The 16560-nt window shown below is 59.3% G+C and carries 15 protein-coding genes and 2 tRNA genes; 6 read left to right on the forward strand and 11 right to left on the reverse strand.

All coding sequences use genetic code 11. The features are described from left to right. Positions 1 to 11: 11 nt before the first annotated feature. The 6 genes from mtnP (at position 12) to DES53_RS18900 (ending at position 6750) form a co-directional block, all read left to right on the forward strand. Positions 12 to 902 carry an S-methyl-5'-thioadenosine phosphorylase gene (mtnP, locus tag DES53_RS18875; protein WP_113959866.1) on the forward strand — a complete coding sequence of 297 codons (891 nt, stop codon included), beginning with the start codon at positions 12 to 14 and terminating at the stop codon, positions 900 to 902. A gap of 130 nt (positions 903 to 1032) precedes the next feature. Continuing rightward, on the forward strand, positions 1033 to 2010 hold the full coding sequence (locus DES53_RS18880; RefSeq protein ID WP_113959867.1) for a polysaccharide deacetylase family protein: 978 nt from the start codon (positions 1033 to 1035) through the stop codon (positions 2008 to 2010). Positions 2011 to 2048: 38 nt separating this feature from the next. Next, complete coding sequence (locus DES53_RS18885; protein WP_113959868.1) at positions 2049 to 3815, forward strand: dynamin family protein; 1767 nt, start codon at positions 2049 to 2051, stop codon at positions 3813 to 3815. 121 nt (positions 3816 to 3936) lie between these two features. After that, positions 3937 to 4011 (forward strand) — tRNA-Met (locus DES53_RS18890). 72 nt (positions 4012 to 4083) lie between these two features. Continuing rightward, positions 4084 to 5412, forward strand: coding sequence for a glycosyltransferase (locus DES53_RS18895; protein ID WP_113959869.1), 1329 nt, complete (start codon positions 4084 to 4086; stop codon positions 5410 to 5412). A 114-nt stretch (positions 5413 to 5526) separates the two neighbouring features. After that, positions 5527 to 6750, forward strand: coding sequence for a glycoside hydrolase family 99 protein (locus DES53_RS18900; protein ID WP_147263488.1), 1224 nt, complete (start codon positions 5527 to 5529; stop codon positions 6748 to 6750). Between the two features lie 73 nt (positions 6751 to 6823). Here DES53_RS18900 and DES53_RS18905 read toward each other — a convergent pair whose 3' ends face one another. From DES53_RS18905 to DES53_RS18950, 11 genes are all read right to left on the reverse strand, one after another. Then, entirely contained in the window at positions 6824 to 8236 is a 1413-nt protein-coding gene (locus DES53_RS18905; protein WP_170157220.1) for a CotH kinase family protein, read from the reverse strand. 101 nt (positions 8237 to 8337) lie between these two features. Then, positions 8338 to 9054, reverse strand: a complete 717-nt coding sequence (locus DES53_RS18910) for a DUF4956 domain-containing protein (RefSeq protein WP_113959872.1) — start codon at positions 9052 to 9054, stop codon at positions 8338 to 8340. Next, positions 9051 to 9779 carry a VTC domain-containing protein gene (locus DES53_RS18915; protein ID WP_113959873.1) on the reverse strand — a complete coding sequence of 243 codons (729 nt, stop codon included), beginning with the start codon at positions 9777 to 9779 and terminating at the stop codon, positions 9051 to 9053. Before DES53_RS18915 ends, DES53_RS18910 begins: the two co-directional genes overlap by 4 nt. A gap of 276 nt (positions 9780 to 10055) precedes the next feature. After that, positions 10056 to 10130: transfer RNA gene (locus tag DES53_RS18920), tRNA-Arg, on the reverse strand. Between the two features lie 660 nt (positions 10131 to 10790). Next, positions 10791 to 12194 carry an SH3 domain-containing protein gene (locus DES53_RS18925; RefSeq protein WP_147263489.1) on the reverse strand — a complete coding sequence of 468 codons (1404 nt, stop codon included), beginning with the start codon at positions 12192 to 12194 and terminating at the stop codon, positions 10791 to 10793. A 146-nt stretch (positions 12195 to 12340) separates the two neighbouring features. Next, positions 12341 to 12733, reverse strand: coding sequence for a hypothetical protein (locus DES53_RS18930; protein ID WP_113959875.1), 393 nt, complete (start codon positions 12731 to 12733; stop codon positions 12341 to 12343). An 84-nt stretch (positions 12734 to 12817) separates the two neighbouring features. Beyond that, complete coding sequence (locus tag DES53_RS18935; RefSeq protein ID WP_113959876.1) at positions 12818 to 13162, reverse strand: hypothetical protein; 345 nt, start codon at positions 13160 to 13162, stop codon at positions 12818 to 12820. Between the two features lie 91 nt (positions 13163 to 13253). Then, the gene (locus tag DES53_RS18940) at positions 13254 to 13772 is read right to left on the reverse strand and encodes a hypothetical protein (protein ID WP_113959877.1); all 519 of its coding nucleotides are present in this window, start codon (positions 13770 to 13772) and stop codon (positions 13254 to 13256) included. Between the two features lie 179 nt (positions 13773 to 13951). Further along, positions 13952 to 14434, reverse strand: a complete 483-nt coding sequence (locus DES53_RS18945) for an FHA domain-containing protein (protein ID WP_170157221.1) — start codon at positions 14432 to 14434, stop codon at positions 13952 to 13954. A 26-nt stretch (positions 14435 to 14460) separates the two neighbouring features. Beyond that, positions 14461 to 15300, reverse strand: a complete 840-nt coding sequence (locus DES53_RS33070) for an RNA polymerase sigma factor (RefSeq protein ID WP_170157222.1) — start codon at positions 15298 to 15300, stop codon at positions 14461 to 14463. An 87-nt stretch (positions 15301 to 15387) separates the two neighbouring features. Then, entirely contained in the window at positions 15388 to 16503 is a 1116-nt protein-coding gene (locus DES53_RS18950; protein WP_147263490.1) for a hypothetical protein, read from the reverse strand. Positions 16504 to 16560: the final 57 nt, after the last annotated feature.

Here is a 16560-nt window from a genome sequence, read left to right on the forward strand (position 1 = left end):
TACACTCGCGCATGAGTAGCGCGCAAAAGACGGATACGGACAGCATCCCGGCCATCGGCATCATTGGTGGCAGTGGCTTGTATGAGATCGAGGGTTTCACCCAGAGCGAGGAGCTGCATGTGCCCACACCGTTTGGAGAGCCTTCGGACCGCATCATCGGCGGCACCATGGCGGGGCGGCATGTCTATTTCCTTCCGAGGCATGGGCGCGGGCACCGCTTGCTGCCTACCGAGGTGAATCATCGTGCGAACATCTGGGCACTGCGCTCCCTGGGCGTGCGCTGGATCATCGCCGTGACTGCCGTGGGCAGCCTGAAGGAGGAGTATCACCCTCGCAATATCCTCGTGCCGGACCAGTTCTTTGATCGCACCTCGCGTCGGGAGCATCATACCTTCTTTGGGAATGGCATCGTTGCGCACGTGAGCTTTGCCGATCCCATCAGCGCTGGCCTGCGCACCCTGTTGGTGGAGGAGGCGCGTGCCGCGGGGAGCACCGTTCATGATGGTGGTACGTATGTGTGCATGGACGGTCCGGCCTTCTCCACACGAGCCGAGTCGAATGCCAACCGCCAACTCGGCTTCGACGTCATCGGCATGACGAACCTGCCCGAGGCCAAGCTCGCCCGTGAGGCGGAGATTGCCCTTGCCACCCTGGCCATGGTCACGGACTACGACTGCTGGAAGACCGATGAGGAGCCTGTGACCGTGGAGGCCCTGCTGGGACACCTGCATGCCAACTCCGCCACGGCGAAGCACATCCTCGCCCAGGTCATCCCACGCATCCCCACGGAGGCGAACTGGCCGGAGCACCACGCTCTGGACACTGCTATCATCACCGACCGCAAGCTGTGGCCGGAGGAGAGCGCGGCACGGCTCAAGCCGGTGCTCGGCCGCTTCTTGTAGGCGGCACACCTACTCAATTTCCTGCTTTCCATCCCGGGCTCATGGCTTAGGGTGACTCTTCCCAGGCGTGGCCAAGGGCCCGTGTGTTCCACTTTCCATACAAAATCCCCCAATCGTGATTTCTCAGCGCATGTTCCTTTCCATTTGGGTCGGTGTAGTCATGGCAGGCGCGCAAACCGGCTGCTCAACTCTCAGCAAGAAGGAGGCGGAAGTCCGCCCTCCGGTGGCTGCTGAGAACCGTCCGGCGCAACCTCCGGCGAATCCCGGAAGCGGACGCAGCATGCGCAATCCGGACTACTACACCATTCCCAAGGTGCCGCCGCCCGGCGCGAGGAACACCTACTCCTCCGTGAACGTGAATGGCCCGTACATCGCCATCACCTTTGACGACGGCCCGCATCCCACGAACACCCCGCGCCTGCTGAACATCCTCGCCCAGCGCAACATCAAGGCGACGTTCTTCGTCGTCGGCCAGTTGGCGAAGGAGTATCCGCAGATCATCCGCCGCATCCTTGCCGAGGGGCATGAGATTGCCAACCACACCCTGACTCACCCCACGCTCACGAAGGTCTCGGATGACCGCATTCGCCGCGAGCTTGGCGAGACACACAAGGCGTTGGTGGACATTGCCGGGTATCACACCCGCCTGTTCCGTCCGCCGGGCGGTGCGACGAATGCCCGCTTGAAGGAATGGTTCCACAACGAGTACGGCTACAGCACCATCCTCTGGACCGTGGATCCGCAGGATTGGAAGCGCCCCGGCGTGAGCGTGGTGACCAGCCGACTGGTGAATGGCGCCCGCCCCGGTGCCATCCTGCTGTGCCATGACCTGCATGCACCCACCGTGGACGCCATGCCCGGCACGCTCGACCAGCTCCTGGCCAAGGGCTTCAAGTTTGTGACGGTGAGCCAGCTTCTGAACATGGAATCCAGTGCCCCGGCCTCTTCAGTGACAGCCGTCGCGCCTTCGTCGGATCCGGCTCCCTTCAACCCCAATGGATCGATTGTACCTTCCGTACCCAGCGATGCGCCGATCCCCTTCCTGAAAGGCCAGCCCCCGGCTGTGAACGGCATCCCTTCAGAGGGGGGAGCCGCACCTCTGCGCTAGGACACTGAGCCATCGCCTTTCCTCACCCGAAAAGACGCATGGAGACCAGCCAGGGCAGGATGATAGGCCAGGATTTCCTGGGGCTGCGCAACCGGCTGGAGCAGGCGCTGGATTCCCTGGCGCAGCTCGCGCCAGATGCCGGTGCCAAAGACGAGCATGTGACGATGCTCGACAACCTGGTGAAGAGCCTGGATGAGCCCTTTGTCTTTGTCGTCGTGGGTGAGGTGAACGTGGGCAAGTCCACGCTGCTGAATGCCCTCTTCGGCGCGGACCTTTCCAGCACCGGAGTCATTCCCACTACCGACCGGATCTTTTTTTATAAGCATGGGCCAAAGGTGAAGCGGGTGCCCATTACCCGCACCCTGGAGGAGGTCTTTGTTCCCGTTGAGTTCCTCAAGGATTTCCATGTGGTGGACACGCCTGGTACAAACTCCGTGGCGAAGGAGCACCAGGAAATCACGGAGCGCTTCATCCCGGCGTCGGACTTGGTGTTGTTCGTCTTCTCGGCCATCAATCCTTGGGGTGCCTCGGCGTGGCAGTTCCTGGAGCGAGTGCACAAGGACTGGATGAGGCACGTCATCTTCGTGCTGGGCCAGTGTGACCTGCGCACGGCAGAGGAGGTGTCCTCGATTTTGGACTACATGAAGCAGCTCAGCCGGCAGCGTTTCGGCCGGGAGTTTCCTGTCTTCCCCGTTTCTGCCAAGAGCGCCTACCTTTCACGCAGCTCAGGCCTCGACCGCGACAGACTTTACCTGAGCAGTGGTTTCCCACAGCTGGAGGCGCACATTTCCAAGACCATCGGCGGCAATGCCCAGCGCGCCGGGAAGATGGCTCATGCATTGAAACTGGCGCGTGAGCTGCTTGTGGCCCTGCAATCTACCGCCACGGGCCGAATCGCCAGCCGCGAGGAAAAGTCCCGGCTGCTGGGCGAACTGGAAGCTGAATTTGCCGCAATTGAAGAGCGTTCGCACTCCAAGCTCACTGGCACCATTGACGCATCATCCACAGATTTTGGCCGTGCTGCGGGAGAGGTTGCTGGCCGTGTGCAGAAGATGCTGAGCCTTCCTGCGGCCTACGGCAGCATGCTGAAGGAGAAGCGTAGCGTGAAAGGCCTGGAGCGCGAGGTGCTCGACCAGGTCTGGGAGCCGAATGCCTCCCGATGGGTGCAGGCGTCCAAGATCATCGAAGACGATGTGGGAGCTGCTGCTGACCATCTCAGCGGCCAGTTCGGCGCCGGGCTGAAGGTGCAGGTGCGGGAGGAACTCCGGCCTGATGCTTCCTTTTGGGAAACGCACCGCCATCGACTCCGCCAGCATCTGGAGGACATGCTGCACCGGGTGGTATATCACCTGGGAGTGGAGAAGGAAGTGGCGCCCGTCTTTGCTCGCTCCCGCAAGCTGGCCCGGAATTCCGTAGTGATCATGTTGGTGGCCCTCATGGGGGGGATAGCGCTGGTGACGCAAGGCCTGGGCGTCTATGGAGCTGTGCTCGCAGGCGTGGGCCTGCTCAGCGGAGGTGGCCTGGCGCTCGCCTGCCACCGTCTGCTGCGCACGGCTTCCCAAGTGGTGGATCAACGCTTGAAGGAGGCAGAGAAGTCGCTGCACGATGCCCTGGAAGGGGAGATCCGGCAGGAGGTGCGAGACCTGTACGCGGGCATGGCCTCCATCCTGCAGCCCACCCGCGAACGGTTGGCGGAGCAGAAAAAGCGGCACCATACCCTGCAGGAGCAGCTTGCGGATCTGGACGTCACCTTACGTACCATCGAGACAGAGCTGGACAAGCTTTCCAGCCAGCGGGCGGGTTGATCGGGCCCCTCCCGGCATTCCAAGTCCGTAAAAAGAACCTTGGAGAATTTGTGCTGGAGGTTTGACAAGCGGCTTCTTCCGCCTAACCTCTCCGGCTCACGATGGACCGCGTCGTGTTTGTGGCAGGGTAGCTCAGCGGTAGAGCAGGGGACTCATAAGCCCTTGGTCGGGAGTTCGATTCTCCCCTCTGCCACCAACTTTTTCCCCTTTGATTTTAAAGGGGGCGCACCATGAAATTTGATCTCGTAGAAAGAGATTGCGGCGCGCCATGAGTTCCATCGTCCTCACCAACTGGATGCTCGGCGGTCGCAGCGGCATGGAGTTGTACATCCGTGACCTGGCGCTCGGATTGAAAGAGCGGGGTTGGGAGCCGACCATCTTCTCACTGAAGACTGGACCGCTGGCGGAGGAACTGCGGGAGGCAGGAGTGCCCGTGGTGACCCGGTCAGAGGACCTGCCGCGCGATGCTGTTCTCATTCATGGTCATCACAATTTCATGACGGTGATGGCGCTGCTGGCTTGCAGAAAGGCGAGGGGGCTCTTCGTCTGCCACGCCTCCCTCTTTTGGCAGGAGGAAGCGCCCGTGTTCCCCCGGGTACTGACGTATGTGGGCGTGGATGATCTCTGCAGGGAAAGAGTGGCGGGGGACCTTCAGTGTCCTTTGGAAGAGGTGCGATTCATCGGCAACTCGGTGGATCTTGCCCGGTTCACTCCGCGTCCTCCGCTTCCACCAGCGCCGAAACGGGCGCTCCTCTTCAGCAACTACGCGGCAGAGCATACCTTCCTCCCTGTAGTGCGTGAGGCCTGTAGACAGGCGGGATTGGAGCTCGATGTCATCGGCTCCGGAGTGCTGCATCAGGTCGACGATCCGGAGCGCGTGTTGAAGGAGTATGACATCGTCTTTGCCAAGGCCCGCTGCGCCATGGAATCACTGGCGACCGGCTGTGCCACGGTGCTCTGTGGCGTGGAGGGGGTGGGGCCACTGGTGACGACGGAGAATTTTGATCGTCTGCGTCGCGACAACTTTGGGCGACGCTGCCTCTCCTTGCCGATGACGGTGGAGTGTCTGCTTACCGGGATACGCCAGTATGACGCTGCCGCCTGCGAAGGGACCGGCCGATATGCGCGCCAGGAGCTCAATCTGGAGCACGTGATTGGTCAGTGGATTGACTTGTACGAGGAAGTTCTCGCTTCGCCATGTCCCGCAGGCGATGTGGAGAGCGAGTGCAGGGCCGCTGCCGTGATGATTGAGAAACTCAGTCCGCCACTGTTCCGCACGTTTGAACTGGAAAGTGCTCGTGATTATTTGCAGCACGAGATGGGAAAGCTGACCGAAGCCAAGGCGGGGCTCGAAACAGAATTGGCCCGGGCGGTTGCTTCCTCCACCGCAAACGAACACTCGGTCGCGGAGCTGCGTGGCAAGTTGAAAGGCGTCCAGCAGGAGAGTCAGCGCCATCGGGCTGAGCGCGACCGGATGCGTGAAAAGGCACGGGATAAAGCAGCTGGCACTGTGGCCCTGAAAGGCCCGCTGGCGTGGCTCTGGCGGCACCGCATGTTGCGACCCATTGCCAGGCTCCTGGGAGTGCGTGGCCGGTAGCCTTTGGGGTCGTGCTGGCTTCATGAAGCCTTGAACTCCAGAAGGTGGATGCCATGGTCGGGGGCAATGTCGTTTTTCCAGATTCTCGTCGTCTCGGCCGTCTTGGGCTTTTCCATGGCTTCCGCTGCGGATGTATCGCGTGTCGATACCTCCACCATCACTGGTAAGGTCGTGACGGGATACCAAGGATGGTTTCGCTGTGAGGGCGATGGCAGCAACAACGGCTGGCACCACTACGGGGCGAAAGGAAAATTCGAGCCGGGGTTCGCCGGCATTGAAATGTGGCCGGATGTTTCTGAACTTACCGAGGAGGAGAAGTTCGCCACCCCTTTCCGACATACAGACGGGAGTGTGGCGCATGTCTTCAGCTCTGTGAAGGAAGCTACGGTGCGCAGGCACTTCGAGTGGATGCGAGACTACGGCATCGATGGCGCCTTTCTCCAACGCTTCGGCGTGCAGACGAAGGACAAGCGTTTCCGCGATCCCATGGACCAGGTGCTGGCCCACTGCCGGGCCGCTGCGAATGCCACAGGGCGTGGTTGGATCCTCATGTATGATCTCACCGGGTTGAAGGCAGGTGAGAGCACGAGAGTCATCGAAGACTGGAAACGCCTGGTCGATGAGAAGCGCGTGGCGCGCGACGGCTCGGACGCTGCGTATTTCCGGCATCATGGGAAACCGCTGATCTCGCTGTGGGGATTGGGCTTCAAGGAAAGTCCGCTCACGCTGGAGGAGTGGTCAGCTTTGCTCACCTTCTTCAAGGACGATGCGCAGTATGGCGGATGCAGTGTGATGCTGGGCGTGCCGTACCACTGGCGGACACTGGATCGCGACAGCATTTCTGATCCGAAGCTCCACGAACTCATCACACGAGCTGACATCGTGAGTCCATGGGCGGTAGGCCGTCTGGCGACACCTCAGGACGCTGCCAATCGCGTGGAGAAAGTTCTGAAACCGGATGTCACATGGTGCCAGGAAAAGAAGGTGGATTACCTGCCGGTGATTTTTCCGGGTTTCAGTTGGGTAAATCTCTCCAAGGGACGTGGTCAGGAGGCGAAGTTTGATGCCATTCCACGCCTCGGAGGACAGTTCCTCTGGTCCCAGGCAATTGCTGCGAAGCGTGCGGGTTCGCAGATGCTGTATGTGGCGATGTTCGATGAAGTGGACGAAGCCACGGCGATCTTCAAGACAAGCAACAATCCTCCCAACTCCGACGCCACCAAGTTCCTCGCGGATCCTTCATTGAAGAGCGATCACTATCTGTGGCTTGTGGGAAGGATTGGGCAGATGCTGCGGGGTGAGCTGGACGCGAGTGACTCAAGACCTGAGCGGAAGTAAGTCCTGGTCTGCACATCAAGGTGTGCGATCCGCGTCGTGCATAAACTAGAGACTTGCACCGAGGGACTGGGTGCTAGTTCTCCGTGACTTGCGCCAGTCGCTTGCGATGAAATTCCTCGGCCTGCTGCAGGCGCTGTTCCACGTATTGCAGGTACGTATCGCGGCGCGTGGTCAGGAATTCGCGGCTTCGCGCCAGTGCGTCGAGCAGTTCCGGAGCCTTGTCCGGCTGCATTCTGGCGATGTGTACATAGCGCTCAAGAAGTGAACCGAGGTTTTCCTGGGTGAGGCTGCTTTCCAGCTTGTGACGTACGAAACGCCGGAAGTAGTCCCTGTATTCGGAGGAGCCTTCAATGAGCCGGAAGAACAGCCGGGCCCGGTCTCCGATGATGGCTTCGAAGGGTTGCTCGCTGTAGTTGATACGCCGTCCGTCGACCACCTGCACGATCTCATTGAAGGCCTGATCCATGTCCCAAGTGAGCGTGCGCCACACGGCATCTGAAGAGCTGCGATCACGGAAGTAGCCACCCTGGTTGTTGTCCGTGGTGGCAGTAAAGGTCATGGCCAGCACCCATGCGCTCAGCTCTTCCAGATCGAAGCGGGCACCTTCTTCTGCCATGGAAATGGGATACCGCTCACGGCGGATCCATTTCCGCCAGATGATGTAGTTTTCATTCTCGTTGGGACGTCGCGACTTCAGTCGAACCCAATCCACATCGGCAAGTCCGAAGCGATCCTTCACAAACTCTTCCGACTGGCGCTGATAGATGAAGTAAGGGGCAGGAATGCGGGTGCCATTCAAATACACCACTGCCGGGGTGCAGCGTGACGTATGGCAGCCTGCGAGCGTTGCGATTTCGGTGGCCAGCGCTGCGTTAAATCGGCTGGGATGTGCGGCATTGGTCAGGATGAATTCCGTGGACGCCGGAGAATCGCCACCGAAGAACAGTCCTGCGGGAGCTGCGTCATGACCGCTGTAGCTGCTGTGGAAGACGAGGCGAAAACTCGTCTGCGGAGTCTTGCGATTGAACCCGCCATGGACACGCAAACCCACTGGGCTCTCCACCAGCAGGTGGCTGCCTCGCTGTGCACTAAGCCAGGCTGGCCGCTCCCACTCCTGTCCGGTTTCTTCCTTGTTGGCAATGATGCCTGACTCCGCATCAAAGAGATCCTGAGCACGGCACACGAGGGAAATGACCGTGATGTCTGGAGCCAGCTCTCCTCGGGCGGGGAGGAGCGCTGTGGAAGGAGGCATGCTCCTCGCGAGGAGCGCCTGCTGAGGTGACGGGCAACTTTTTCCGTAGAGTGCAATGGCGGCGGATGAATCGGAGGCCAGCTCTTCTGGTGTCGCAAATGTGTGGCTCATCTTCAGCAGGCCGGCTTGCAGCATCGCGGCCTGGCGTTCCGAGATCTTGTCCACGCCAAGGATGAGCTCGGGGCGGGCACGCTGCTCGTAGCCCAGCATTCCTGCCGTGCTCCATTCTTCCATTCCGAGTGACAGTGCGAGCAGGGACGCGACGCAAACGCCGAGGAGGCAAGCTTGCTTCTTTCGACGGATGGGAGACGGGAGCTGGCTCATCACGCAGTGAATCAGGCGTTGGCGTGATTGTTGTAGTACACACCCACGGAGGCCTGGGGCAGTGTCTCCTGGAGCTTCCGCTCAAGCTCGGCGGATTTCACAAGACAGACTTTTTGAAACGACCACGTGAGCACGCAGGCGTCCTCCGCGGTGGAGAGGCTGTCGAAGGTGGGCTTGCTCAAGTGCGATTCGATGAGAGAGATCATCGAAGGAAGGGCCTCGCGATACTGCTCGCCAGTGCAGCGAATGACCAGCGTGCCGGAGCCGGCGCGACGACGCAGGAAGGCCGGGCTCCACCGCAGAACGAGAAGTGCCACCATCGCGACTCCGAGAATGGCGATGAGGAAGGCCACATTGAAGGAAGCGCAGCAGAGAGCAGACGCGATCACCAGCATGATGAAGCCGATTTCTTCCGGCTCCTTGATGGGAGTGCGGAAACGCACAATCGACAGCGAGCCGAGCAAACCCAGGGACAGCGGCAGCGAGAACTGCACGCAGATGAAGATGGCGGTAATCGCAATGCTGATGAGGGGGAAGGAACGGTGCACATTGCTTCCGGTCGCACGTGACCCGTAGAAGGCGCTGTAGGCCCAGGAGAGCAGCAGCGAAGATAACAACGCCGCACCCAGGGCGAGGCTCAGAGTGAAGAGGCCAAGATCTGCCACGCGGCGTGTGTCACCGCCGAACATGATGGTATTCGCGGCCTCGCGAAGATCAGCAATGGTCATGAGTGGCGGGAATGGGGGAGAAGCTGCAGCATAATGAGGAAGTATTTCGAGAGAGCGGCACGGCGTGCCCCAAAGCGTGGCAATGCCTGTAGAAGCGGCACCGCCTCACGTGAGGGCCCCTTTTGTTCGAAGACCGCGAGCGGAAGCGGACGCTCTGACCCCGACGGCGCCGCGGCGGGATGCGTGCGCACGCAGCGGATGTTCTCGTCCAGACAGAAGCTGTCGGGAAAGATTGGGTGATGGTACCGCCGCCGCAGGTAGCGGAGTTCCAGCACGGGACGCAGGCTGGCCGGGGGTGTCTCCGCCCCTGGAGGCGAGTGCCGTTGGAACAAGCCGGTGAGCGATGGATCGCGAAAGGACGTGCGCGCCAGCTCAGCGCCCGTCATGGGAAGAGGGCAGCGGAACTTCCGGCGTGCGGCTCCGTGCTTCTCCTTGATCTCGATGAAGGCGGGTACGGACAGCGGCTGACCTGCTCCGTCGGCGTACCAGCGCACGCGATATTTGGTTTTGCGGAAGTCACTTGCCGCCTTTTCCAGGAAGGACACGCCCTCTGGAGTATCAAAATAGATTGAGCAGACCGTGGTTTCCGCATGGCTCCGATGTGGCTGCAGCGTCATGCCAAGCCACTGCCGGAAGGAATCCGTCACGTGCTGCGGCACATGGAACTTGAGTTCTTGTTCCTTGGCGGCTGCAGATGGGAACTGGCGAACGGCAGGGGCGCTCAAGGCCGTGCTTCCCTGTGGGATTGAGAACGGCTGCGGTAAGCGGTGAGCCGCCCCTGTTCACAAGGCTCTTCTGCATGCGGGGTGTGAGGTATTTTAACGTAGAAACTCATGAGGTTTATGAGTTTTTACGTTTGTATTTACCTCGTGCAACTGGTTTTCGGTCTCTTGGGACCTAAGTCTCACGCGGTGGAGGGCGCTCTCGGGTGATTTGGAGAGCCTGCTAGGCCACCTTTGCAGGGGTCAGCCTGCGTAAGAAGCATTCGTATGCTTCAAGGTTGGTGCACCCACCAGGAATCGAACCTGGATCGGTGGTTCCGGAAACCGCTGTTCTATCCGTTGAACTATGGGTGCGACTGATTTTGAACCGTTTACATCGATTCGAGGTGCGTTACAAGGCGAAATTCTACCAGAAGTTCTACCTCGTTCAGAGACATCCAATCGTGTGTCGGCGAGTCATACGCTGTTGGACGCTGGTTGGCAAATGGAGATTAGAAGACCGGTTCCCATCACGATAGGCAGCCCATTTCGGTGTCTTCTAAAGATGCGTTGGCCGCGTAGATACCGAGAACAACATCGATTACTTCTGCGCAGAGCTTCAATCACCCCGCGCTGCTGTGGCGCCTCGGACGTATCTGAGAACCTGTATTCAAGACCTTGGCCAGTCAATGACTGCGGCGAAGTGGACAAGGGAGAGGAAGTTCTGAGCGAGCTTGTCACGACGGGATGCGGTGCAGCCCCATCGTCTTTGGCCCAGCGACTGTGCCAGCTGTGGATGATCGAGTACGGACCGAACCGCTCGGGAAGGTCCTGCATTGCGCAGACGGTAGAACAACGCCTCCAATGACAAGCCCATGTCCGTGCGAGAGGTCGTCCGCCTTGATTTACATGGGCACCTCCACGGCGAGAGTGTGAAGTCATATGTCGTATCTACGTGCATGTGAGGACCGTGGATCCGTGATCCGGCCAGACCCGAGGGTGGTGTTGCGAAAATCGTCAACGAGGTCAACGGCCCTACTCCAGGTCCACAACCTGAGCGATTCGCTCGGCCTCTTCATCCGAAGCAGCCTGGTCGGGGCGGTAGATGAGGAACGTGCCGTCACTTGTCTGGTCCTCCTGACCGCCGGCACCCGTCGAAACGTGAAAGAGATGGATGCTTGTCCGCCCACTCCAGTTGCTGCGGAATTTAGGTCCAGAGCAATCCATACGACCGTGCCATTGAAAATCGCTCAATCCCCGCGCGACCCATGAGGAGGTGGAATCGAATTCGAAACCAAAGTGACCCCGCTTGCACTTGGCCACCACAATGGGACCTCTCCCAGGAGGCAGGTCCACAGTCAGCTCAACGTTGAACGTGCCACGCTTGTTCAACCGGATCAGAATGGGTCCATTGCCCAGGCTGCCCAGGTGGCTGCGACGCTCGGGCCGCCTGACATAAATCTGGTTGGGACCGCGGGTGCTGACTGTCTCTCCACTGTATACATCGCCCATCTCATTGGAGCGCATGAAGTGCCAGGTGGCATCCGTGAACTGCGGTCGTGCGGCATAGCTTTTGAGGGCGGGTTCCCGCGAAGCTGCTGCGGTAAGTATGTCCGCCCAACGCTCGTGGTAGCCCCCGTTCTGTTTCGCGCCGAGAAGATTGCGGGCCATGACTTGAACAGCCCCTGCCCGGAGGATTGCACGCGCCAGCACGTTCAATGCGGGGTCGGCACCGTCCCGCTGGGATCCGGTGGCACTTTGGATGAAAGCATCCCTTGCGTCATTCACCGCGGCTCGGCCGGCACTCTCACTAGCACGCGCGATGATTTGCAGTGCACCATCCAGTTGGAGGGCATTACCACAAAAATCCGTGATGGATCCTGGCACTTCGTCCACCAACTCCGATTCAAGAAGATCCTTCACCCCAAGCGCCCGGCCCAATGCCCAGTGAGCATCGGTATACACATTGTTCCCGATGGAAACCTGGTAAGAACTCGCCAGGAAGTAGGACATGGTGACGGAGTGCAACTCGTAGAGAAATTTTTCAGTGGCGGAAGCATCCGCGGTGGGCGGCTGGATTCCGGGCGAAAAATGCCCCCCCAGATCCGAGTCGTCTGCTTGAGACGTCCTGGTTTCCGGAGTGGTTGGCGACGCAGCCACCGCCTTCCCCAGGACGCGTATGCAACTGCTATGCATGTATCCACTCGTCCCGTCCGGCATTCTTACCAGCCACCAGCTCTCCGAGGACGGCTCTACCAGGAAACGGACGTCCTCATCAATCCTGCCCAAAATCGGCGTTTTGGTGCTCTTTCCCTGGCGAACATTCGTGTAGCCATCCGCATCGTCAATTACGGCGAGGTGTGTGAGTTCCGCAAAAGCGTAGTTTGCGGCGGTGAGCATCCAGACCAGTAGAACGATAGGCAAAATTGATTTGATCATGATATATGGAAAACTAAAGATTCTGAATTGGCCAATGGTTTCTCTGCGCAAACGTGTTACGGAGGATTGCAAGGCAGCACCGTCAAGGATGCGGAGATCCAGACCACACATCGAAGGTGACAAGTCCCACGGCCGCTTGTTATTGATTACCATGGGGCCGGATCGTTCCAATGCTGCTTCTGCCATTCGTGCCGCTTCTCAACCGCGCGCAAGTACTTGATCGCTTCCTGATCGCCCAGGGCGGCGCGCTTGCGTGCAATGGCGATGTCCATATCCTCAGCTTCGAAGAGCACGTCCGCCCACCACGGTGTTCTGTTATTGCCTGCGTTGTAGGGACCGGTAGGCAGGGGCTTCTGCCCCGGCTTTTGATAGGAATTCTGATACGGCTGTTGCTGGTACGACCGTTGATATGACTTTTGATAAGGCTGCTGATACGCGGTGCGATGCTGACCGCCGAAATATCCGGACTCGATGGGGGTAAGGGCCTCACAGGAACTGAGAAGCGCGCACAGGGGAATAAGGAGCACGGTGTGTTTCATGGTGGGATGATGAGGATGATGGGATGGATGTGGATGAGGTGATGGAAAGCGGGTGCTTTGAGAGTATTCCTGCCAGACGGCGAATCAGGTGACGAGGAGCACGACGCCCCAGGATGTGCCGGCGGCGATGGCTGCGAAGAAGATCACGCTGGAGAGACAGCCCTTGCGGATCGTGTGGTAGCCATCGCCATCACACACATGGCATTTGCGCAGCACACCCTTGCCTTCACAACGGTGGCAGTACTCCCCGCCATATGTGTATCCGGGTTCCCTGCCGCTGCCGTTGCAATAGTAGCAAGTGCCGCTACCGCTGCCGTTGCAGTTCTTGCAGAGCTCGCATCCTTCCGGGATGACGAACTTCTTGCGTCCAACCCTGTCGAAAAGCCACAGGATGAACAGGACCCCGACAATCATTGCGATCTGTTCCATGGTCTTGTGAGTGGGAATAGCGATCTACGTCTCCGGCGCACCCCGGGCTTTGAGCGAGTGCAGTGGGAGTTGAGCAGCAGCCCAGGCCGGACTAGCGCAGGGGATACTTTTCATTTGCCTCCATGACGCCCGCGTGAATGGAATTGTGGTCCTGTCTGTACTCGTCATGCGCGTTGCGAATGATGGTGAGTTTCTCGTGGGCGTTGTTCGCCTGGAGAAGCGAGTGGTAGATCTCGCCCACCACGCCCGCCCGTCTTCCAATGCCGGCTGTCAGCGTCTCTTCATCCACGAAGCCCACGGTGCCGCGAAGGTAGACACCCGCTGAGCTCCCTGCAGGGGCAACGGTCAGAACTGCCGCGACGGCGGTTACATTTCCACTCGATACCGTGTTGAACTTCAGAAGAAAACGGCACTGGTCGGTGGTGGTGCTCAAGGAATAGCGACCGCTCGAGTTGATCAACACGGCGATGCCCTTGGCCATCAGCCGCGTCACAGCGTCGCTATCGGGAGCCATCTGGATTTCGACAGGGATGTCTGCGGCGGCGGACGAGCTGGGCTGGATGAAGAATGCAATGGCGGCGAGACAGAGCGAGGTGAGTAGATGTTTCATAAGCGGATTCTGACGTCTTTGGTTGTTCGATGGAGGTGGCGGACGTGGTGGCGTGACGTTTCTCTGGAGAGGCTTTCGGTGAATCTGCGCGCGATTGGGCCATCCATGGCGGGCAGGATCCATGGCGCATCAGGGTGACTTCTTTCCCGGGACCGAACCCGTTCAGCGATTCACCAAGCTCAGGACTTCTGATGAAGAAACACCATGAAGGTGAAGCCTCCTGCATGGATGAAGTCGCCGTGGTGGATGAAGCACTGCTTGATCCTGGCGGGACTTTCGTTGACGCGCGTGCCGTTGCTGGAATCGAGATCTGTCAGGACATATTTCTGACCGTGCTGGGAGATGCTGAAATGGCAGCTGCTGAGTTTTTTCTGGCTGTCTTCCACCTGCCAGTCGGCCCTGCGGCTGCGTCCTACCGTCAGGGATTTCTTGATTGGTGTGAAGCCGGCGGGGCCGAGGCCGCCGCCCTGTATGGAAGCCACAAGGGGCCCGGCCTTGCCAGCCGGCAATGCCTCTGAGACCTTGCTGATGACCAGCATCCTCTGGAGGAAGGCTTGATTGTTTGCGGGAAGGGAGAAGACTTCCGCGGTCGTATTGGAGAGCATGGTCTCAATGGTCTCATCAGATGGCAGGAACGCCTTTTGGGGAAGAGAGTCTTTCATGATGGGGTGGGGTGGAGCATGCATTTCTAGCTGTCCCGGGGATCGCGACCGGCACGCAGGTCTGCAAAAATTTCGGCGAGTTTGTCTTTGATGAACTTGACTTCCTTGTCCACGTGGTTGCTCGACATCTTGTAGTGCGTCATGATGGCTGGCTTGGTGAGGCATCCGGCTCCATCTCGTGGGAGCCTGGCCAGGGCCTTTATTTCCATCATGTGTTCCGCAGGCAGGGGGGAGGAAGACGATGCCAGGGTGGTTTCGAAGACCTGCGGCAGTTTCAAGGCGAGGAACAAGGCGAGCTTGCGCGGATGACTCCTCTTCGTGCACTGGGGCAGCAGACGGATGGCCTGCTCGAAGAGCGCCATGGTGTAGTTCCGCTCGGATTCTTCGTCCACGATGGTATCGGGCGAGGCATCGTCATCCTTGATTTGCTCAATCAGGTCACGGCCACCGTCCGCCGAGTCATTCGAAAGGTCCGAGAACAGCACCTCCCGCTCGCGCTGCGCATTGTAGCGGTGCTTCCAGATGGCCCGCTTGGTCACCACGAACAACCATTGCCGGAACCCACCGTGCTTCTTGCCCTTGGTACCATCGAGTCCGTCAGGATTGGCGATGAAAACGCGATTCTCGCGATCATAGGTAAAGGTCTTGGACATGCGGTTGACCGCCAGCATCACCTCCTGGAGGACGTCCCTTGACGTGGCCTCACTGAGTCCCCACATACGGGACATGCTGAGGATCACACCCTCGTACATCTCATAAAAGCGCAGCCAGGCTTTGTCGTCCGTATTGGTGCGAAGGCGTGAAAGCAGCGTGGGACGAGTGCGGATCTCATCGTTCATCTGCAGTTTCTTGCTAGGTTTGTGCATGGGGCTGCGGTTCGGTTCGTCTTGAGCTATCGGGTTACAGGCTCCGCCCACCGTGGGAGGGTGTGGGCGGAGCGAGGGGCGACTTTCTTAATACCTGGCGGCAATCTTTTCCTTCACATATCCCTGGGGCCAGGCGTAGAGCGCGCGGCGGGAGAAGAAGATGCCGTCCTTGCGTTCAGCATGCATGTTGTCTGTGAAGAGTTTCAGGAGGATGGCGCCCGCCGTGAGTTCATCCTGGTTGAAGATGCCGATGACACGGTCCAGTTCCTCGTTGGCGGCTTTGAGATCGCCCTTGAGCTTCGACCTGTCAGGCTTGAGCAATGCCGCAGGGTTGGTGGTGGCGAGCTCGTAGAACCGGTTGATGTCTGCTGCCGAGAGGGGAACCCAGTCGCTCGTCTTTTTGCCGGCGGGATCTTCGGGATCCTTGGAGCCGATGCGTTCCGGGTGGAGCAGGGTGGTCATCACGTACGGCAGGCCGCCTGCCAGATAGAGCCGGGAGCAGTTTTGCATGCCGGGCTTGTTGCGGATCTGGCCCTGCAGCGGTGCCAGAAGCTCTTCGCCAGCCAGCTTCATCGCTACCGCCTTGAAGTCTTCACCGTTTTGCTTGAGCTTGGTCACCTCCTTGGAGAAGGTGCCGGTGCCCATTTGCAGCGCGTACGTCTCGAAGGTCGCGGGAGGCTCATCGAGATAGGCGCCCTTCGAGTTGCCGCTCCCGATGTCAAGCACGACCACTTCATTCTTGCCATAACGGTGGGGTGGCACGATGCCCTGGAAGACATAGCGGGACTCGGTGGGCGCATCGATGCTCTGCAACTCGATACCCTTCACCTGCTTGCCTTCCAGCTTGGCTTTCACTTCCGCGGGAATCCCGCTGCTCATCACCACATAGATCTGATTTTCGGGCATGTGATATTTCCCGATCATGGAGCTTTTGATGTTCAGCACTTCCTGGGCGACCTGGGGTGCGGTGTCTCCATCATAGGGATTCTTGTTCTTCGGCTTGAATTCCTCAATGGTGAAAGGCGGCAGGAGGAGCTTGTTGGCGTCCAATCCCTTGTCTTCCACCACGATGGCCTTGATGCCCTTGGAGCCAAGCTCGATGACGCCGAAGCATTTCTCAGGTGGGGGAAGGGTCTGCGCCTGCGCGGCCTGGGTAAGAATGGCCAGGCAGAATACGCCGGCCGTGATGCACGTTGATTTCATGGTGGAGGTGATGATGTGGTTTCTTGTTTTTGTGTTCAATCCTGGTTGTCTGGATGA

This window comes from Roseimicrobium gellanilyticum (assembly GCF_003315205.1).
GTDB classification, from domain to species: domain Bacteria; phylum Verrucomicrobiota; class Verrucomicrobiia; order Verrucomicrobiales; family Verrucomicrobiaceae; genus Roseimicrobium; species Roseimicrobium gellanilyticum.